General features: G+C 64.5%; 23 protein-coding genes. 13 read left to right on the plus strand and 10 right to left on the minus strand.

Annotated elements, in window-relative coordinates:
- Positions 1–24: 24 nt before the first annotated feature.
- A complete protein-coding gene (locus tag RT460_RS02415) occupies positions 25–522 on the minus strand; it encodes a YgjP-like metallopeptidase domain-containing protein (RefSeq protein WP_313316937.1) in 498 nt (165 codons plus the stop codon).
- Between the two features lie 69 nt (positions 523–591).
- On the opposite strand from RT460_RS02415, the gene RT460_RS02420 reads away from it, so the two are divergent.
- The 4 genes from RT460_RS02420 to RT460_RS02435 all read left to right on the plus strand — a co-directional run bounded on the left by RT460_RS02420 (position 592) and on the right by RT460_RS02435 (position 3,799).
- Positions 592–1,146, plus strand: coding sequence for a DUF2058 domain-containing protein (locus RT460_RS02420; protein ID WP_313316938.1), 555 nt, complete (start codon positions 592–594; stop codon positions 1,144–1,146).
- A 151-nt stretch (positions 1,147–1,297) separates the two neighbouring features.
- Positions 1,298–2,824, plus strand: coding sequence for a catalase (locus RT460_RS02425; protein ID WP_313316939.1), 1,527 nt, complete (start codon positions 1,298–1,300; stop codon positions 2,822–2,824).
- A 59-nt stretch (positions 2,825–2,883) separates the two neighbouring features.
- A complete protein-coding gene (locus RT460_RS02430; protein ID WP_313316940.1) occupies positions 2,884–3,432 on the plus strand; it encodes an ankyrin repeat domain-containing protein in 549 nt (182 codons plus the stop codon).
- A gap of 103 nt (positions 3,433–3,535) precedes the next feature.
- A complete protein-coding gene (locus RT460_RS02435) occupies positions 3,536–3,799 on the plus strand; it encodes a DksA/TraR family C4-type zinc finger protein (RefSeq protein ID WP_313316941.1) in 264 nt (87 codons plus the stop codon).
- A 385-nt stretch (positions 3,800–4,184) separates the two neighbouring features.
- Here RT460_RS02435 and RT460_RS02440 read toward each other — a convergent pair whose 3' ends face one another.
- The 4 genes from RT460_RS02440 to RT460_RS02455 all read right to left on the minus strand — a co-directional run bounded on the left by RT460_RS02440 (position 4,185) and on the right by RT460_RS02455 (position 8,483).
- Positions 4,185–4,703, minus strand: a complete 519-nt coding sequence (locus RT460_RS02440; RefSeq protein WP_313316942.1) for a GNAT family N-acetyltransferase — start codon at positions 4,701–4,703, stop codon at positions 4,185–4,187.
- Between the two features lie 91 nt (positions 4,704–4,794).
- On the minus strand, positions 4,795–6,054 hold the full coding sequence (locus RT460_RS02445; RefSeq protein ID WP_313316943.1) for a sugar transporter: 1,260 nt from the start codon (positions 6,052–6,054) through the stop codon (positions 4,795–4,797).
- A gap of 661 nt (positions 6,055–6,715) precedes the next feature.
- A complete protein-coding gene (locus RT460_RS02450) occupies positions 6,716–7,297 on the minus strand; it encodes a mechanosensitive ion channel family protein (RefSeq protein ID WP_313316945.1) in 582 nt (193 codons plus the stop codon).
- Between the two features lie 19 nt (positions 7,298–7,316).
- The gene (locus tag RT460_RS02455) at positions 7,317–8,483 is read right to left on the minus strand and encodes an ectonucleotide pyrophosphatase/phosphodiesterase (protein ID WP_313316947.1); all 1,167 of its coding nucleotides are present in this window, start codon (positions 8,481–8,483) and stop codon (positions 7,317–7,319) included.
- Between the two features lie 236 nt (positions 8,484–8,719).
- Between RT460_RS02455 and RT460_RS02460 the strand changes: the two genes are divergently transcribed.
- From RT460_RS02460 to RT460_RS02470, 3 genes are read left to right on the plus strand one after another with little or no spacing between them, the layout of a single operon-like run.
- Positions 8,720–9,295: a sigma-70 family RNA polymerase sigma factor gene (locus RT460_RS02460; RefSeq protein ID WP_313317075.1), complete on the plus strand. Its 576-nt coding sequence runs from the start codon at positions 8,720–8,722 to the stop codon at positions 9,293–9,295.
- Positions 9,292–9,843 (plus strand): hypothetical protein, encoded by a 552-nt coding sequence (locus RT460_RS02465; RefSeq protein ID WP_313316948.1) that lies wholly within the window; start codon positions 9,292–9,294, stop codon positions 9,841–9,843. The genes RT460_RS02460 and RT460_RS02465 overlap by 4 nt, the downstream gene beginning before the upstream one ends.
- A gap of 11 nt (positions 9,844–9,854) precedes the next feature.
- Positions 9,855–10,745 carry a DUF4097 family beta strand repeat-containing protein gene (locus RT460_RS02470; protein WP_313316949.1) on the plus strand — a complete coding sequence of 297 codons (891 nt, stop codon included), beginning with the start codon at positions 9,855–9,857 and terminating at the stop codon, positions 10,743–10,745.
- A gap of 134 nt (positions 10,746–10,879) precedes the next feature.
- Here RT460_RS02470 and RT460_RS02475 read toward each other — a convergent pair whose 3' ends face one another.
- Both RT460_RS02475 and RT460_RS02480 read right to left on the minus strand, forming a co-directional pair.
- The gene (locus tag RT460_RS02475) at positions 10,880–12,259 is read right to left on the minus strand and encodes an Hsp70 family protein (protein WP_313316950.1); all 1,380 of its coding nucleotides are present in this window, start codon (positions 12,257–12,259) and stop codon (positions 10,880–10,882) included.
- 63 nt (positions 12,260–12,322) lie between these two features.
- Entirely contained in the window at positions 12,323–13,285 is a 963-nt protein-coding gene (locus RT460_RS02480) for a cation diffusion facilitator family transporter (protein WP_313316952.1), read from the minus strand.
- A gap of 128 nt (positions 13,286–13,413) precedes the next feature.
- Here RT460_RS02480 and RT460_RS02485 point away from each other — a divergent pair, with 128 nt between their 5' ends.
- On the plus strand, positions 13,414–13,746 hold the full coding sequence (locus RT460_RS02485) for a zinc ribbon domain-containing protein YjdM (RefSeq protein WP_313316953.1): 333 nt from the start codon (positions 13,414–13,416) through the stop codon (positions 13,744–13,746).
- Between the two features lie 7 nt (positions 13,747–13,753).
- Here the strand turns inward: RT460_RS02485 and RT460_RS02490 are convergent, their stop codons facing one another.
- Complete coding sequence (locus RT460_RS02490) at positions 13,754–14,860, minus strand: tetratricopeptide repeat protein (RefSeq protein ID WP_313316954.1); 1,107 nt, start codon at positions 14,858–14,860, stop codon at positions 13,754–13,756.
- A 276-nt stretch (positions 14,861–15,136) separates the two neighbouring features.
- Between RT460_RS02490 and thpR the strand changes: the two genes are divergently transcribed.
- From thpR to RT460_RS02515, 5 genes are all read left to right on the plus strand, one after another.
- Entirely contained in the window at positions 15,137–15,724 is a 588-nt protein-coding gene (gene thpR / locus RT460_RS02495; protein WP_313316955.1) for an RNA 2',3'-cyclic phosphodiesterase, read from the plus strand.
- Between the two features lie 86 nt (positions 15,725–15,810).
- Entirely contained in the window at positions 15,811–16,410 is a 600-nt protein-coding gene (locus RT460_RS02500; protein ID WP_313316956.1) for a hypothetical protein, read from the plus strand.
- Positions 16,411–16,467: 57 nt separating this feature from the next.
- Complete coding sequence (locus tag RT460_RS02505; protein ID WP_313316957.1) at positions 16,468–16,659, plus strand: oxidoreductase-like domain-containing protein; 192 nt, start codon at positions 16,468–16,470, stop codon at positions 16,657–16,659.
- A gap of 77 nt (positions 16,660–16,736) precedes the next feature.
- Positions 16,737–17,312, plus strand: coding sequence for a DUF998 domain-containing protein (locus RT460_RS02510; RefSeq protein WP_313317076.1), 576 nt, complete (start codon positions 16,737–16,739; stop codon positions 17,310–17,312).
- Positions 17,313–17,351: 39 nt separating this feature from the next.
- Positions 17,352–17,699, plus strand: a complete 348-nt coding sequence (locus RT460_RS02515) for a RidA family protein (RefSeq protein ID WP_313316958.1) — start codon at positions 17,352–17,354, stop codon at positions 17,697–17,699.
- Between the two features lie 87 nt (positions 17,700–17,786).
- Here the strand turns inward: RT460_RS02515 and rnfB are convergent, their stop codons facing one another.
- Entirely contained in the window at positions 17,787–18,248 is a 462-nt protein-coding gene (gene rnfB, locus RT460_RS02520; protein WP_313316959.1) for an Rnf electron transport complex subunit RnfB, read from the minus strand.
- A gap of 55 nt (positions 18,249–18,303) precedes the next feature.
- Positions 18,304–18,894, minus strand: a complete 591-nt coding sequence (locus RT460_RS02525; protein WP_313316960.1) for an HAD family hydrolase — start codon at positions 18,892–18,894, stop codon at positions 18,304–18,306.
- Positions 18,895–18,926: the final 32 nt, after the last annotated feature.

Consider the following 18,926-nt stretch of genomic DNA (forward strand, 5'->3'; position numbering starts at 1 on the left):
GGCGGGGCCGGGGCGATGGGCGACTCAGCCGGGTTCATGTTCCAAGGCGGTCAGGTACAGGCGCAGGTCGAACTCCAGCTGGTGGTAATCCGGCTCCATATGCAGGCACAACTGGTAGAAGGCCTTGTTGTGGTCAGCCTCCTTGATGTGCGCCAGCTCGTGCACCACGATCATCCGCAGGAACCCGGCCGGAGCCTCGCGGAACACGCTGGCGATGCGGATCTCGCGGCTGGCCTTGAGCTTGCCGCCATGGTTGCGGGAAATGGCGGTATGCGTGCCCAGCGCGTGCTTGACCACCTGCAGCTTGCCGTCATACAGCACCTTGCCCAACGGCAGCGACTGGCGCAGGTAGCGTTCCTTGAGGCCCTGCACGTAGTCGTAGAGCTGGCGGTCGTTGCGCACCGCGTGCGGCTCGGCATGGCGCTTGCGCACGGCTTCGCCCAGCTTGCCTGCGTCCAGCAGCTCGCGGGCGCGCTGTTGCAGGTGTTCGGGATAGCCATTCAGGTATTTCAGCGCAAGCATCGGGATTTGGGCAGGGCGGGGCAGACCGCTATCATGGCAGCCTCGGCAACAAAACCATGAACAACGACGATGGCAAAGGGTAATCCGCTGCAGGAACAGCTGCTCAAGGCTGGTCTGGTGAAGAAATCGCAGGTCTCGCAGGTGGCGCGTGAGCAGGTCAAGGCCCGTCATGGCAAAGGCCCGGCGACGGCGACCGACAGCCAGCGTGAGGCCGAGCGCGCCCGCGCCGAAAAGGCCGAGAAGGACCGCCAGCTGGCGGCCGAGCGCAATGCCCAGCGTCGTGCTGATGAACTGCGCGCGCAGGCCCGGCAGATCATCAGTGACCGCAAGCTGCCGCGCGCCGGCGAGCTGGAATACCGTTTCAACGATGGCACGCTGATCCGCACGATCCTGGTTACCGAGGCGCTGCGGACCCAACTGGCCAATGGCGCGCTGGTGATCGCGCGCGATGGCGACAGTTTTGCGCTGCTGCCGCGTGTGGCTGCGGAAAAGGTGCGTGAGCGTGATGCCAGCCTGATCGTGCTCGACCACGGCCAGAGTGCGGACACGCCAGTGTCCACCGGCAATGCCGAAGACGATGCCTACTACGCCCAGTTCCAGGTGCCTGACGACCTGATGTGGTGAGTTCGATGGCGGCAGCCGCATAGGCTGCCGCTATCAGCATAGGCGCGCCCGTCTATCCATTGGCAACGCCTATGCGTGAAATCCGAACAAACGATTTCACCGTTGCTGCTTCGATCGCGATGCTGGGGCCTCCCAATTGGAGAGACTCCGCATGACGCATCGCACCTTGTTTGTCGCGATCACCCTGGCTGCAAGCCTGCTCACCAGCACGGCCAGCGCCGGCAACCTGACCCGCGACAATGGCGCGTTGGTGGGCGATAACCAGAACTCGCAGACGGCCGGCGCCACTGGCCCCGTGCTGCTGCAGGACGTACACCTGATTCAAAAACTGCAGCGCTTCGACCGTGAGCGCATTCCCGAGCGCGTGGTGCACGCACGCGGCACGGGTGCCTATGGCGTGTTTACCGCCAGCGAAACCCTGAGCGACATCAGCCAGGCCGAGCTGTTCACGGCAGGCAAGCAGACCCCCGTGTTCGTGCGCTTCTCTTCGGTGGTGCACGGCAACCACAGCCCGGAAACCCTGCGCGACCCGCGCGGCTTCGCGATCAAATTCTATACCGAGCAGGGTAACTGGGACCTGGTGGGCAACAACTTCCCCACCTTCTTCATCCGCGATGCGATCAAGTTCCCCGACATGGTGCATGCGTTCAAGCCGGACCCGGACAAGAACTACGGTACCAACCGCACGCTGTTCGATTTCTTCCAGCATGTACCGGAAGCAACCCGCACCCTGACCCAGCTGTTCTCCAATGAAGGCACCCCGGCCAGCTACCGGCAGATGGATGGCTCTTCGGTGCATGCCTACAAGCTGGTCAATGCCGATGGCCAGTACCGCTATGTGAAGTTCAGCTGGAAGAGCCAGCAGGGCGTGCGCAACCACGACCCGAAGCAGACGCAGGCGATGCAGGGCCGGGACTTCAACCACATGTCGCGTGACCTGATCGAGGCGATCGACGCCGGCAATTTCCCGAAATGGGATTTGTATCTGCAGGTATTGGAGGCCGAGCAACTGACCAGGTTCGACTTCGACCCGCTCGATGCCACCAAGATCTGGCCCGAAGCGCTGGTGCCCTCGCGGCGGATCGGCAGCATGCAGTTGAACCGCAACCCGGCCAATATCTTCCAGGAAACCGAACAGGTAGCGATGGCCCCGGCCAACCTGATCCCCGGTATCGAAGCCAGCGAAGACCGCTTGCTGCAGGGGCGCTTGTTCTCCTATGCCGATACGCAGATGTACCGCTTGGGCGCCAACCACCAGCAGTTGCCGATCAACCGCAGCAAGGTAGAGGTCAACAACAACAACCAGAACGGCGCGATGAACATCGGTGCGCGCGTGGGCGAGGTCAATTACGAACCCAGCACGCTCAACCCACGCCCGCAGGCGGCTGCTGCGCGTTACAGCAACCTGCCGCTGGAAGGCATGACCCAGCAGCGCCGGATCGCGCGCGAGCAGAACTTCAAACAGGCCGGCGAGCTGTACCGCAGTTTCGACCGCAAGACCCAGCAGGACCTGGTTGAACAACTGGGTACCGCCCTGGGTGAAGCGGACCTTGCCGCACGGCAGACCATGCTGTCCTACTTCTACAAGGCAGACGCCAGTTACGGCGAAGCACTGACGCGGGTGGCCAAGGGTGACCTGGCGCAGGTACGCGCACTGGCCGACACGCTGGTCGACTGACCGTCACCTTGGATCTGCCGTGGGTGGCACCCGCCGCCCGCGTAAGGCAGGAGTTGATCATGAAAATTTTTCGTATTGCGGTGTTCGTGTTGCTGGGCGTCCTCAGCCTGCCAGGCATCGCCGCACCCCCCATTGCGCAGAGCGCCGCGCAGATGCGGCAACAACTGGATCGCTATCTGTTCGACGCCGCACGTGCTGGCGACGTGGAGATGCTGGCGACCTTCATCGACAGGGGCTACGACCTGGATCGCCAGGATGCCAAGGGCTATACCGCCTTGATCCTGGCCGCCTACCACGGCCACAAGCCGGCGGTGCGGCAACTGTTGGCTGCTGGTGCTGACCCCTGCCGGGAAGACAGCCGGGGCAACACGGCGCTGCTTGGCGCCATCTTCAAGGGTGAAGTCGGCATCGCCCGCCAGTTGATGGCGGCGCCCTGCACGGTGGAGCATCGCAATCATGCCGGCCAGACGCCGGCGATGTTTGCCGCCTTGTTCCAGCGTGCCGAGATACTCCAGGCCTTGCAGGCCCGCGGCGCAGACATGGCCGCCCGCGATGCTGCTGGTAACAGCGCGCAGGCCTTGGGGCGCGGGGAATTCGCGGGGCATTGATGCCCCGGGCCTGTTCAGCCAGCTGTACGTCCGGGTAGCCGGGGCTTGAATTGTGTCCACGCAGGCGGCAGCTTGGAGCTGTTGCGGTACTTGGAGACAGGACATGGCTACCGGTTGGGCGGGCGATACCGCCGTTCAGGATCAGATTGACGCCACCGTCGAGGACGCGATCAAGCGTGCGCGCAGTCGCATGCCCAGCGGCCCGGGGCTGGAGCACTGTGAAGAATGCGATGCCCCCATCCCGGAGGCACGGCGCAAGGCCGTGCCGGGCGTAAGGCTGTGCGTTGCCTGCCAGCAGGCGCAGGATGAGGAAGAGACGTTTGCCGGCTATAACCGGCGTGGCAGCAAGGACAGTCAGCTGCGATAGGGAAGGGGGCGGCGCGCTGTCTTCGCCTTCGTTTTTGCCTTTTCCCTGGCCTTGGCGTTTGCCTTTGCCCTGGCCTTTGTCTTTGCCTTGGCCTTTGCTTTGGCTTTGGCTTTTGCCTTTGCGGTCGCAGTTGCTACGGCTTCTGCTCTTGCTCGTCATCCTCGCGAAGGCGGGGATCGCTCTTTGCTTTGGCTTTGGCTTTCGTTGGGGAACAACGAAAGGGTCAGGAGCGCGCCAAAGTCAAAGCCAAGAGCCAACGGCAAGAGCGATCCCCGCCTTCGCGAGGATGACGGCAACATCAAAAGCCGAAAGCCGAAAGCCGAAAGCCGAAAGCCCAAACCCCAAACCCCAAACCCCAAACCCCAAACCCCAAACCCCAAACCCCTCAGCCCTTCCCACCCACCGTCAGCACATCGTTCAGATATTGCTTCTGCACCACCCGCTGCACCAGTCGCGGCCGCTCCATCAACACAAAGCGCACGCCCTTGACCGTCTGCGGCGCCGCCTTGCAGATGAAGCCAAACCGCTCGTACACCGGTACCGCAATCTCCGAGGAGTTGACCGTGTATTCGCGGCGGCCATGGATGCGCAGGGCGTGTTCCCACAACTGCCGTGCAATCCCACGGCGACGCGTGCCACGACTGACGAAAAGATGATGGATGTGGCTATCGTCGCGCATGGCGATCATGCCGGTCAGTGCGCCGGCCTCCTCAACCACGTAATGCGCGAATTCCTTGTCGGCCAAACGCTCGGCAAAGCTCGCCGGCGTCAACGATGCCAGGAACGCGTGTGCGCTGGCGCCGGTGTCGGCATCCAGCAGGTGCCGCGCCAACGGCGTTACCAATGCGCTCAACGCCGCGGCGTCCGCTGCGGTGGCGTTGCGCAGAATGCTGTCCTGATCCACGTGCTCCCCCTGTAACCCACCCCCACAATCAGGGGCGTGGGCCGAAGCATACCTGCAGGCGCCGCGTAGAAAACGTGTACGCGGCCGCAGGTCAATGCTTTTGGCCGCCCAACCGGAAGCTGCTGCCCCAGCGCAGCATGGCGTACAGGCACCACAGCCAGCCTGCGGCGGCGATCAGGCCGCCGACCAGGCCCATATGCTGCATGCCCAGCTGCAGGCTGACCTGGCTGCCGATCAGGGCGCCGGCGCCGATGCCAATGTTGAAGATGCCGGAGAACAAGGCCATTGCCACGTCGGTGGCGTCCGAGGCCAGGTTCAGGACCTTGGACTGCATCGACAACGCGAAGCTGATCATTGCCACGCCCCATACCGAGACCAGCACGTACAGCAGCCAGCTGCTGTGCAAGCCGGTACGCAACAGCAACAGGCTGGCAGCCAGCACGCCGATAGCGCTCAACAAGAAGCCACGCGGCCAGCGCAGGCCGTAGCGCGAGAACAGCACGCTGCCAATGAAACCCATCCCGCCGAACAGCAGCAGCACCAAGGTGGTCACATGCGCATCAAAGCCACCAATCTTCTGCACGAAAGGCTCGATATAGCTGTAACCGGTGAACTGCGCCGACACCACCACCATCACCAGCAGGTACAAGGCCATCAACGCCGGGCGCCGCAGCAGCACGGGAATGCTGCTGGCCGACCCGCTGTTCTGGCTGGGCAGGGCGGGTAGCAGGCGCGCCAGAACCAGCATCACCAGCAGGGCGACGCCGCCGATGGCCATGAAAGTGATGCGCCAGCCCAGCAGCTCGCCGACGATACGACCCAGCGGGATGCCCAGCACCATTGCCACCGAGGTACCGGTTGCCAACAGGCCCAAGGCCTGCGGCCGCTTGTCCTGCGGTGCCACGCGGACTGCCAGCGAGGCGGTGATCGACCAGAACACCGCATGGGCCAGGGCAATGCCGACCCGGCTGGCCATCAGCACCGGATAACTCCAGGCAATACCGGACAGCACGTGGCTGAGGATGAACAACGCGAACACCCCGAGTAGCAGCTTGCGGCGATCGAAATTGCGGGTCAGCAGCATGCACGGCAGCGAGGTCAGCGCCACCACCCAGGCGTAGATGGTCAGCATCAGGCCGACGTGCTCGATCGGCTTGCCGAAGCTGGCGCCGATGTCACTCAGCAGGCCGACGGGGACGAACTCGCTGGTATTGAATACGAATGCAGCCAGTGCCAACGCGATGACGCTGAGCCAACGCTGGCGGTCGCTGCGAGGATCCTGGACGACGGCAACGGCAAAAGCGTCGCCCGCCTGCGGGGCAGGGCATGAGGTATTGGAAGAGGCGGACATTGCGTGCGGGCTTGCGACCGGGCCGGTCGCTCAATGTTGGCGATTTTCGCATGGCGCGCGTGGACGCGAGCAGAACGCTGTGGATCGGGACGGGCTTGGCGCGGGTTTGTTCAGGTGGGTGATGGGGTGTGGCCTGGGTTTTGGCCAGATGGTGGAGCCTGTGTTTCTTTGCCTTTGCCTTTGCCTTTGCCTTTGCCTTTGCTTTGGCCTTGGTCCTTGTTCTTGTTTTTGTTTATGCCGTCATCCTCGCGTAGGCGGGGATCGCTCTGGCTTTGATTCTGCCGTTGCTCTTGGCTTGAACAAACCAGTAGACGGAACCAACGCCCACGGCAAAAGCGGCAAAGGCCAGAGCCGGAGCCAAAAGCCAAAGCCAAAGCCAAAGCCAAAGCCAAAGCGATCCCCGCCTACGCGAGGATGACGGCAAAAACTGGGTCAAAGGCTGAAGCAGCGGCCAAAGCGAGCAAAGGCCAAAGCGAGCAAAGGCCAAAGCAAGCAACGGCCCAAGCAAGCAACGGCGAAGACAAACAAAGGCCAGGACCAACGCCAACGCCAACGCCTTGAGTAAAATCCGCCGCCGCAACAGAAAGCACCAAAAGAAATCCCCGCTTTCGCGGGGGCGTCTGGTTGCAGCGAAGGCAGTTGTTTATCTGGTCAGGACAACTCAGCCGTCGCCCTGCAAGCTGGTGGCGGCCGCATCGCTACCGCGCCAGCGGCGCAGGCCGCGCTGGAAGAACAGGCTGTTGGGGATCTGCATCAATGTGCCGTCCACCGGTCCACCGACTTCATGCAGGGTGGTGTAGATGAGGTTGATATCAGTAACCACGCCCTTCAGCCCCGGCTTCTCGCCGTTCTCCAGCAGTTCGATCTGGTCCCCCAACCGGAACGGACGGGTAGTGAAGATCAGGAAGGTGCAGAAAATATTGGAAAGCACACTCCAGGCCGCGAAGAATGCCACCGCACCGACCGCTGCAAAGCCGGTGAACGCCGTCCACAGCACGCTGGCCTGCACGTCCAGTGCATGCAGGATGGCCACCAGTGCCACCGCGCCAATGATGAAATTGGACAGGCGCCGGATCGCCATCTCGATCTGCGCCGGCAGTGTGTAGTGCTTGCCCACGCGTGCCAGCAGGCGCCGCGTCAGCAGGCGCAGCAACCAGGCGACGGCCAGGATCAGCAGGATCTCCAGGCCGGTGTTGATGGGGTCAATCCATTGCTGCATCGAGGCGGGCAGGTAGTGCTTCATCAGGAGTCCTTGTACTGCGTCAGTGCTTCAGCGCTGCTTCGGTGTGGCGGGGATTGCCGTCATTGGTCGCAGGCTGGATATGCAGCAGGCGCGCCAGCAGCGGGTAGACGTCGACATTGTCGATGGGCGCGATGGTGACGCCCTGGGCAAAGGCAGGGCCGTAGCCGATGAAGGGCGAATACATGTCCCGCAAGCGATTGTCGTAGCCATGCTCGCCCAGCAGTTCGTGGCCCTTGCGCTTCTCGGCCTGTCGCGTGGTGACCTGCCAGCCCAGCTCGGCGGTGCAGATATAGGCGGGTACGCGGCGGTGATGGCCGTATTCGTAACGGGCGGCGATCTGTTCGCGGGTGATGCACCGGAAGTGCGGATAGCTGCCGGTCAACAGCTTGGTCACGGCCGCCTCGCCGCCGGGCAGGGCGTTGAACGAGGCGTAGGCGCCGGTCCAGCCGAAGTCGAGCTTGCTCACGTCGACGAAGTCATCCAGATAGATCTGTTTGTCGGGGCTGGTGGCGGTCATGCCATGGTCGGAGGTGACCACGATGTTGACCTTCTGCTGCAGGCCTTGGGTGCGTATGCCGGCCAGCAATTCGCCGATCGCGCTGTCCACCTCGCCCAGCGCGCTGTTCAACTGGTTCGAGTCGGGGCCATGACGGTGCCCCATCGTGTCAACCAGGTCGAAGTACAACGTGATGAAGTGTGGGCGCTGCGTTGCCGGCAGGGCTAGCCATTCCAGTACCTGCTGCACGCGCTGCTGCGACGTCACCTTGATGTCGAACGGGCGCCAGAACTCGGGACGGGCGCCGTGTACCGGTGCCTCCGAGCCGACCCAGAACATTGCCGCCGCGCGGCCGCCCTGTTCACGCACGCTGGTCCACAGGGGCTTGCCGTCATCCCACCAGCGTTCGTCGCCGACCGTGGCTGGGTCGAACATGCTGAAGCGCACGCCCGGAATCTCCGGGTCGGTCATGAAGTTGGCAATCACACCGTGGTGATCCGGGCGCAGGCCGGTGACCAGAGTGTAGTGGTTGGGGAAGGTGATCGAGGGATAGGACGGGCGCATGTACTGCGCGCGTGCTCCACCGGCCGCCATCGACGACAGGATCGGGGTCAGGCCCCGGTCCAGATAGTCGTTGCGGAAGCCGTCGATGGAAATCAGGATCACCGGTGCCTCCGCTTGCTGCGGCATGGGGGCCGCGACAGCAGGGGGGGCGGTGGGGGTGGGGGCACTGGCGCAACCGAGCAGGGCAAGGGCGGCGCAGATCAGCAGGGCGGGGGTTCGCAACATGGGGCAGCAACGATCAGGTGAGCACCGATTGTCGGCCAGCGCGGGGTTTGCTGCCAGTCGCACGGTGGCTGCGGGCCAGTTCGGCAAAGAATCGGCTTGGCTTTAAACCTTTTGCCTGCTCGACGCATCCAATGGATATGCTCGACACCACCATGCCCGCTGCCGCCTCTTCATCGCCCGCCGTGGACGACGCTGCGTTGGCCCGCGCCGCGGCCGCCGGCGACACCCATGCCTACGAACGCATCTACCGGCGTCATTCCCCCCGGCTGTATGCGCTGCTGTGGCGGTTGTGCGGTGGCAACGCGACGCGGGCAGAGGACGTGCTGCAGGAAACCTTCATCCAGGCCTGGCGCAAGCTGCCGCAGTTCCGTTTTGAGAGCGCGCTGGCGACCTGGCTGCACCGTCTTGCCGTGAATACCGCGCTGATGGAACTGCGCGCGACCACCTTCGAGTCGCTGGATATCGGAGAGACCGGGATGGAGGTGCTGGCTGGAATGGCGGATACCCCGCGTTGCCAGGCCACCGGCATGGACCTGGAGCGCGCGTTGTTGGCACTGCCGCCGCGTGCACGAGCGGTGCTGGTGCTGCACGACATCGAAGGCTGGAAACACCAGGAAATCGCCGTGGAACTGCAGATGGCAGTTGGCAGTTCCAAGGCACAGTTGCACCGCGCGCGGAGTTTGCTGCGCACGCGGTTGGGAGATACGCAATGAATGCGCACGAACACGATTACGACGATCCGCTGGCACAGCGCCTGCGGGGCCTGCCTGCTGAGCGGGTGCCGCCGGCTGCGGTCTGGCAGCGCGTTGCTGCGGCAATGGAGCAGGTGCCGCGCGCGCAACCGCCCGTAGCGGCGCCGAGGTCCTCTTCGCCCACCTCGGCCGGGCGCGCGCGGGGCGGGGTTTGGTTGCGCTATGCCGCTGCAGCGGTGGTGGTCGTGGCGGTACTGGCCAGTGCCGCCATGTGGTGGCAACCGCAACCGCCTGCGGCGCCGATGGCAATGCAGGAATCCGCCTTGCAGCGGCAGGCCAACACCATCACCTACCAGTACCGGCAGGCGATGGCGAGCATGCCGCATGACAGCGTACCGGTGGAACTGCAACCGGCACTGCGCGAACTGGATGAGAGCGCTGGCAGCATCCGCAGCGCCATCGCGCAGAGTCCAGATGCCACGTTTCTACTTGGACAGTTGCAGCGTACCTATGCGCTGCGGCTGGAACTCACCCGCAAGGGCGTCAACCCGACCGGAATTTCGACTTGAAGGAGCCCCTCATGAATGTTTCTTTGCAGCGTCTATTGGCAGCAGCCCTGTTGCTTGCGCCCCTGGCCAGCGCGTTCGCACAGACCGCCGTCAACCGCAGCCTGCCGCTCTCCAGTGGCGGCCGGGTGGAGCTGAGCAATGTTGCCGGTTCGGTCACCGTGCGTGGCTGGGACCGCAACGAGGTGCAGCTGACCGGCTCGCTGGGTGATGGCCAGCGCCTGGAAGTGGAAAGCAGTGCCAACCGGGTTGCACTGAAGGTTGTCTATCCGCACAACCGCACCAGCAATCGTGGTGCGGTGCTGGAACTGCGGGTGCCGCGCGCCGCGCAGTTGCAGGCCAGCACCGTCAGTGCGGCGGTGGACGTGGGCGAGGTCGATCTGCGTCGCCTGCAGGTCAACACCGTCAGCGGCAACCTCACTGCCAATGGGCGCGCCGGTGAGGCGGATTTGACCACGGTCAGCGGCCAGATCCGTTCGCAGCTGCGCACCTCACGGCTGGATACCACCACGGTCAGCGGCTCGATCAATGCAGCCGGTGGCAGCGGTGGCGAAGTGTCGGCCAATACCGTGTCCGGCGGCATCACCTTGGACCTGGCCAGCGTGCAACGGCTCAATGCCGAGTCGGTGTCCGGCAGCCTGGGTGTGCGTAGCGCAGGTCTGCAGCCCGGCGGCCGGGTCAACCTGGAGACGGTCAGTGGCTCGGTGTCGCTGAGCCTGCCGGCCAGTACCTCGGCGCAGCTGAAGGTGAGCAGCTTCAGCGGCAGCATCCGGTCTGATGTGGGGCAGGTGCAGACCCCGCGTTACGGACCGGGCAAGAATCTTGATGCTCGCATCGGTGGCGGCGATGGCGATATTTCGATCCAGTCCCATTCGGGCAGCGTGCGGGTGAGTCTGGACCGCTGATGCACCCGTTCCTCCCTTGCTGCAGGCAAGGAGAGGGCTGGGGAGGCGGGCTTCAAGCTCCCTCCCTTTGCCGAAGGCAAGGGGAGGGCTGGGGAGGGGTAGCTCTTCGCTTTTGAGCGCTGCAGCGTGGCCGCTTACGCCACTCCCACACCTGCGGTGTTTGCCGCAGCGGCCAGCGCAAGGCCCTGCACCACGCCGAACGAGGGGTCGCCGTGCACCAGCTTGGCATTCGGGAACGCTGCCGCTGCTGCCTGCTGGATGTAACCGGCACGTGACATGCCACCGGTCAGGAACACCGCGGCCGGATCGTGGCCGATATCAGCACGCACCTGCTGCAGCAAGGTTTCCAGCTCGGACAGATAGCCGCCGGCTGCTGCTGCCAGGTGCGGGGCATCGATGTCGACCGACAGGCCTGCTTCGATGAAGTCCAGCCCGCTGCGGTGGTTGGGTTGGCTGCTCAAGCCGATCTTGCACTGCTCCACCGCGCGGTACAGGCGCGCGGTGTTGCCGGTGTCCTGCAGTGCCTGCAGGCGCGGGCCGTAGGGCAGCTCCACCGCATCGTAGTTGTGCTGACGGAAATCGCGTTGGCGGGTCATGTCCTGCACCATCGCCGCTTCCACGTAGTGGTGGGCCGGCACGCGGGTGATGCCGCGGCCGAACAGTGGCATGTAGCCGGCCAGGCTCAAGGCCAGGTCGATGTCGGTACCGCCGCGTGCGATGCCCCAGGCGCGATGGATCTGTGGCGCATCACTGCCCCCCACGCTGGCGTGGGCGATGTCGGTGGTGCCGCCGCCTACGTCGACGATCACCGCCTCATGGCGCACGCTGCTGACGGCGTGGTAGTGCATTGCCGCCGCTGCGGGCTCTTCCAGGAAATCCACCTCATCAAAACCCGCTGCCATGGCTGCGCTGCGCAGGATGTCCAGCGCCTGGTCATTGCCGGCCGCGCCAATGGAGCTACGGAACTGCACTGGACGGCCCAGCAGCGCGCTGCGCACGTTGCGCTGCAGCTGGCGCGAGGCAGTCAGGCGGATATGTTCAAGAATGTGGGTGGCGATGCCGGTGATGGTCTGCTTGGCACGCGGGTGCAGGTTGTAGCCCAGCATCGACTTGGGGCTCTGCACCAGGTTGCCTTCGTTCTCTTCGAAGTAGGCCTCCAGCGCGTCGTCACCGTACACCGCGTTCTGCAGCAGCGTGGTGGAGCTGCGCGGCTCGCGGATGCGCTCTTCCATCCACTGGCGGCGCACCACGCGGATTGCATCGCTGCGCAGTTGCTCGTGGCTGCGGCTGTTGCCGGCGGCGCGTGCATCACGGCGGCCGGATTCGATCAGGTCATCGACCTGCTGCTCCAGCGCCGGGGTGAGCTCGAAATCATTGGGGTCACGCATCACCTCGGGGAAGTACACCGTGGTGCGGAACTGTTGTGCGTCACCAAAGCTCACCGGGACCACCTTGCCGTCGATATGGGCGGCGGCGGCCGAGTTGCTGGTGCCAAAGTCGATGCCGAGTTTCATGTTGCCTGCACGTCTTGCTGCTGAATCGGCCGCGCACTTTACTACGGTCGCGTGCGGCCGGCTTCACGCTTGGTCGGCTGGGGGGCGCTCCAGCGAGGCAAGGCGGGCCTGCCAGGCCTGTGGTGTCTGCGGTTTGACGAACAGCGCCACGATTTCCGGGTGGCGCTGGCGCGCCGCCTGCTCGATGCGGCTCACGCAGGCCTCGATCTGTGGCGTGGTGCAGTTGTCGTCGAAGGCGGCGCTCAGTGCTGCCAGCACCTGGTTGGGGCCCACCTGTACGGTCAGGATGCCGTTGGCGCTCTCAATGTCCGGGTCGCTCTGTGCCAGTTGCAGCAGTGCCTGGCCAAGTTCAGGGTGTGCCGGCTCGCCGATCAGCAGGCCCTTGGTTTCACGCGCCAGCAGGAATGCCGCCACCGCCAGCACCGCGGCAATGCCGATCGAGGCAATGCCATCCAGTTCGGGCATATCCAGCAACTGCGCGCCGGCAAGACCCGCCAGTGCGATCAGCAGGCCGAGCAGGGCCGCGCTGTCTTCCAGCAGTACGGTAAAGGTGCTGGGATCCTTGCTGCGGCGGAAAGCCTCGAAATAGCCGTAACGGCCCTTGCCGGCGCGGAACTCCCGCAGCGCCACCCACCAGGAGGTGCCTTCGAACACCAGCGATATCGCCAGCACGATATAGGCAATGGTGGGGTTGCCGGCAGGCTCGGGGTTGCGTAAATGCGAGATGCCTTCGTACAGGGACACCCCGGCGCCCATGGCGAACACCAGCACGGCGACGATGAAGCTCCAGAAGTACAGCTCGCGGCCGTGGCCCAGCGGGTGATTGCGGTCCGGCGGCTTGTTGGCGCGATTCAATCCATGCAACAGCAGCACTTCGTTGGTGGTGTCCACGAGGGAATGCACGCCCTCGCTGAGCATGGCCGAGCTGCCGGAAATGGCAGCGGCAATGAACTTGGCCACGGCGATGCCGAGATTGCCGGCCAAGGCAACGTAGATGACGAAACGCGAGCCACTGCTTTTTGCCACGACGCGATTCCGCTGACGCGGCGCTGGCCGCCGCGCCCGCACTTTCCCGCTGCGGACGTGGCGACGGTGTGAGCGGCCTTGGCTGAACGGCTACAATCGGCGGCCATTCTGTCGCCCGGGAGCCTCCCATGCCCATCACTTCCTGTCCGCAATGCTCGCTGGAGAACGTATATCCCGACGGTGCGCTGTGGATCTGCGCCGATTGCGGCCACGAATGGACCCCGGGCGAGTCAGCGGAGTCCAGCGTGGTGGTGCGCGACAGCAACGGCAACGTGCTGGTCGCCGGTGACACGGTGACGGTGATCAAGGACCTGAAGGTCAAGGGCTCTTCGATCCCGCTCAAGCAGGGTACGGTGATCCGCAACATCCGCCTGGTCGAGGACGATGCCGAACATATCGAAGGCAACTCCGAGAAGATCAAGGGCCTGGTGCTCAAGACCTGCTTCCTGCGCAAGGCCTGAGCCACGTTCAGCGCGCCGCGTGGCGCGCTTCCAGGCGGCGGATGCCGTCGAGTTTGCTCTGGTAGACAGTGCGCCAGCGTTCCGTACCGCCCAGGTCGCGCGCGCGCGCCATCTCGCGCTCCGCCAGGCGGTTGTTGCCGCTCAGGAAATAGACCCTGGCCAGCCCGAAATGGAACTGGTGGGCCCTGCCATACAGACGTACGGCATGCTGGTAGTAGTGGGTGGCCAGCGCATAGTTGCCTTGCTTTTCAGCCAGGGTGCCCTGCAGGAATTGATAGAACGGATCGCGCTGCTGACTGCGCTGCAGCCGCTGCTGCAATTGCGCGACCCGTGCACTGTCGCCCATCCGCTGGTACAGCTTGGTTGCGTTGTGCAGGGCAGGGGCGTGGTTGGCATTGATCGAAAGTGCGGTTTCCAGGTCCTTCGCTGCCGCGTCCAGGTCGTTGTTGCGTGATTCCAGCACGCCCAGGTTGCTCCATGCAGCGGCAAATCGGGGGTCCATCTGCAACGCGGCCTGCAGATAGGCGCGTGCGGCGGTGGTGTCGTGTTGGGCCAGTTGCTCGGCACCACGGTTGTTGTAGAAGTGGGCAAGGGCGCGCGCATCACTGATCGGCTGCGGACCCCGACGGTCGTAGAGCACGTTGCTGTCCAGGTCCAGGGTGGCCTGGCGCCCGTGCAGCCGCATCCCCACGTTGACGTGCCCGGCGTTGAAGATCAGGCCCTGGTCCTCGTACCAGGTCACCACTTGGCCGACCTCTTGCATACGCGCGTCCAGGCCTGCTTCGCGCGCCAGGGCGACAAACAGCAGGGTGAAGGAGAGGCAGTTGGCGCGTCGCTGCCGCCAGGTCTCGGCGACGGTCAGGGTGGCTTCCGTGTCGTATTCCAAGCCCAGGCCCGAGCTCTCTGGCCGGAACACCAGTTCCACCAGGCGCTGCAGCCGTTGCTCGGGGGAGTTGGTGGCATGTACGACCTTTTCCTGCAGCAGGGCGCGGGCGTCGGCGGGCAGCGCCATCACCTGGTCCGGCGTAGGGATATCCGCTGGTGGCGGGGACAGCGGCTGCGCGGCTGCGCCGGCGCTGATGGCAAGCAGGAGCAACGCATTCCAACCGATCATGGCGATCACCAGAAGGCAGTGGCAGCGGCCGCAGTGTATGCCTGTCCGTGTCGGTTGGGGGTGCAGGCTGCACAAATCCACAGAGGGTGTGGACCAGACCCGGACAAACATGTGGATAACCCATGGCAGCCCTTGGGGTGCGGGGCTTGCTGGCCGGTGGTCAAATTTTGGTCATGGGCGGACCCCGGGGGGTGGGGTCTGCTAGTATCCGCGGCCCCAGACAGTATTGGCCGACGCAACGGAGCGGGTACGGCGGCCAGCTTTCGATACCAGACCATGACGAAGTACCTTTCCTCCACCGAGGCCCAGATGTCACTGGGCCTGGGCAGTGACATTCCAACCGAGCGCCTGTTCTTTGCCGTGATGCCGGACCCGATGACGGCCGAGCGCGTGGCAGAACTGGCCGATGGTCTGCGCGAGGAACATGGCCTGGTCGGGCAGCCGTTGGCCCCGGAGCGCTTGCACGTGACCCTGCATCACCTGGGCGACTACGCAGGCCTCCCTCCCAGCCTGCTGCCCAAGGTGCGACAGGCCGCGGCGCGGGTGCGCATGCCCGAGTTCGAGGTCTGCTTCGACCAGGTGGGCAGCTTTGCCGGCGGCCGGCAGAACCCCTTCGTGCTGCGCAGCGAGTACGGCGCCGAACTGCTGAACGGGCTGCATGAAGAATTGGCCCGTTGCCTGCACGGCGTGGGCGGCAAGCTCGACCCGCGCTTCACCCCGCACATGACCCTGCTCTGGGACAAACGGCGGATGCCGATCCAGCCGGTACAGCCTTTCCGCTGGTTCGTGCGCGAGTTCGTGCTGGTGCGCAGTTTCCTGGGACAGGGCCGCTACCAGATCGAAGGGCGCTGGGATCTGGGTTGAGCGGGCCGCACCGGACCGGTCCGTTGAGAGACAGTGGGTATGGTCCGGCACACTTCCCGACCGTTGCTTCGTGCCAAGATGCCGCCATGAACGACTTGCTGCAGACCTTGCCGCCGCCGCTGTTGGCCGAGATCAGGACCGCCTACGCGCAACCGCCACGGGCGTACCACAACTACGGCCATGTGCAGGCCTTGCTGCAGCATTATCGCGATGTCGCCGCCGGTCCCGGCTGGCATCAGCCCTTGGAAGTGCTGCTTGCGGTGCTGTACCACGATGCGATCTACGAAGCTGGCCGTGCTGACAACGAGCAGCGCTCGGCAGAGCTTGCTGTTGCGGGGATCCAGCGTTGGTTGCCGGATGCGGCGGTGGATGTGGCGCAGGTGAAGGCGCTGATCGAGCTGACCGCGCGGCATGGCAGCTTGACGGCTGACGGATTGGACGCCGACACCGCCTTGTTCCTGGACAGCGACATGGCCATCCTGGGAGCACCGGATGCGGTGTTCGATGCCTATGACCGGGGCATCGCCGAGGAGTACCAGGGCAAGGTGCCGGGCTTCCTGTTCCGTATCAATCGCCGGCGCTTCCTGAAGAAGGTCCTGGCGCAGCCGCGGATTTTTTTCAGTGATTTCTTCCACGATCGCTACGATGCGCAGGCCCGCGCAAACCTGCGCCGCGTCAGCGGGTAGTGGCCCCGCTAGAATGGGCGCTGATTAGTTGCCGCCAGCGGCGTAGTCCTTGAAGCGATGAACGTTCCTGACACCATCGATAGCGATCCGCGCCCCCAGCCGCCCGAGGCACCCGGCCCCAATGAATGCTGTGGCAGTGGTTGTCCGCTGTGCGTGCTGGATCTTTACGCCGATGAATTGGCGTTGTACCGGCAGCGATTGGCGGATTGGAAAGCGCGCCATCCGGATGAAACGGACGCAGCCGTGTGAAACCGGTCGCCGCGCCCCCGACGACCCGCGTGTCCTGTGTACGCATCATCGCCGGCGGGGTGTTTCTGGTCTGCGTAATGTTCATCGCGCTGGTTGTCGCCTTGCAGTTCGCCAGGGCGGATCTTGATTGGACCCGTGCGACGCTGAGTCTTTACCTGCATGGACCCCATGGCCTGGCATTGCGCACCGCATACTGCGTGCTGGCTGCGGCCATCGCTGCGCTTGCATGGGCGGTATACGCGCAGACGCGTGTCGATGTGCGACGTGGTTTGCCCCCGGCACTGTTCTGCGCGGCAGCGTTGGGCTTGGCGACGGTTGCGATAGGCGATAGCTGGCTGCCGCGTTACCACCCCGTGCTGGCGCCGCTGGTACATGGGCTGGCCGCGCAGACGGCGTTCCTGTGCGTGAGCGTAGCCATGCTGCTGCAGGCCTGGTGTTTTGGCCGTGATCCGCGTTGGCGCGATAGCGCTCGCTGGGCATGGTGGTGGGCGTGGCTCACCTTCGCCGGCTTGTGGCTGCATGTGCTGTGGCGTGAAAGCCCACGTGGGCTCGGCCAGAAGGCGGTGATTGCTGCTGTAGTGGTGTGGCTGGCCGCGGTGGCGTGCATGTTGTGGCGCAATGTGGGCAAAGAAACGCCTGAAACCTCTGGTTGAGGTCACAATGGGGTACACCCATCACACAGGAGTACTTTCATGATCCAGCGCTTCGATACCGGCCCGCGCATGTCGGAAATGACCATCCACAACGGCGTGGCCTATCTGGCCGGCCAGGTACCGGAAGATACCAGCGCCGATATCGTTGGCCAGACCGAGCAGGTGCTGCAGGCCATCGACGATCTGCTGCGCCTGGCCCCGACCGACAAGAGCAAGATCCTGCGCGCGGAAATCTTCCTGGCCAACATCGCCGATTTTCCGGGCATGAACGAAGCCTGGGACAAGTGGGTGCCGCAGGGCGCAACGCCGTCGCGCGCCACCGTCGAGGCCAAGCTGGCCAACCCGGCGTGGAAGATCGAGATCGTGATCACCGCTGCGGTGCCCTGAGACGTCCAGCAGCGTAGGAGCCAGGAACGAGTAACGCAGTAAACGCTGGGGCATCGGCCCCCGTTTTCTCGTTTCCAGTTCCTGCTTCTAGGTTGGCAGCATCTCGATGCAATCCACCGGGCACGGTGGAATGCAGAGCTCGCAGCCGGTGCACAGGTCAGCCAGCACGGTGTGCATGTACTTCGCTCCGCCGACGATGGCGTCCACCGGGCAGGCCTGGATGCACTTGGTGCAGCCGATGCAGTCGGCTTCAATGATCAGCGCAACTTGCGCCGGTTTGTGCTCGCCGCGGCTGCGGTCGTAGGGCAGGGCGGGCACGCCGAGAATATGGGCAAGTGCACGCGCACCGGCGTCCCCGCCGGGCGGGCAGTGATCGATGCCCGCGCTGCCGGCCGCCATCGCCTCGGCATAGGGGCGGCAGCCGTCGTAGCCGCACTGCCCACACTGGGTTTGCGGCAGCACCCGGTCCAGGCGTTCGACCAGCGCAACTGTTCCTTCTCCCTGCGGGAGAAGGTGGCGCGCAGCGTCGGATGAGGGTTGGGTAATCATTTGAGAGTCCTGCCGTTTGCCCTCACCCCAACCCCTCTGCCGGAAGGAGAGAGGCTCAGGTCAGGCATTTGCCGCGATACCAGCGTTCGTGTGCCAGTGCCAGCATCGGCTTGTCTTCGCTGCTGTCGCCATAGGCGTGGATGCGAAGGAATGTGTTCAGGTCAAAATGCTTGCGGATCAAGGCCACCTTGCGGGGGCCGCAGTCGCCTTCGGCGTAGCGGCCGGTCAGGCGATTGTCCTGCACTTCAAGCCGGTTGCAGATCACCTGCAGGCCAAGCGTGTCGCACCATTGCTGCAGATACAGATCGATCGAGGCGGAAACCACCGCGACAGTATGGCCCTGCGCCTTGTGCCAGAGGATCTGCTCCAGCATCTCCGGGCGCACCATTTCAGGCAGGTGCTCACGCGCATAGTCACGCGCCATCTGGCTGATTTCACCGGCATGGCGGCCAGTGAATACCTGCGAGGTGACGCGCCGACGGATGCGTTCGGCCGAGATCAGCTTCAGCCGGTAGGCCAGCAACCACGGCCCCACCCGCCACCATGCCTGCGCGCGCTGCTCCGGTGTGGCCACGCGCCGCAGGAACCGGCTGTAAGTGTCACAGACGGTGATGGTGTGGTCGAAATCGAACAGCGCCAGCTGCATGGTCTGATCCGGTCGGGAAGGGCGCGCCAGGC

It is taken from the genome of Stenotrophomonas sp. (genome assembly GCF_032061965.1).
Lineage (GTDB): Bacteria > Pseudomonadota > Gammaproteobacteria > Xanthomonadales > Xanthomonadaceae > Stenotrophomonas.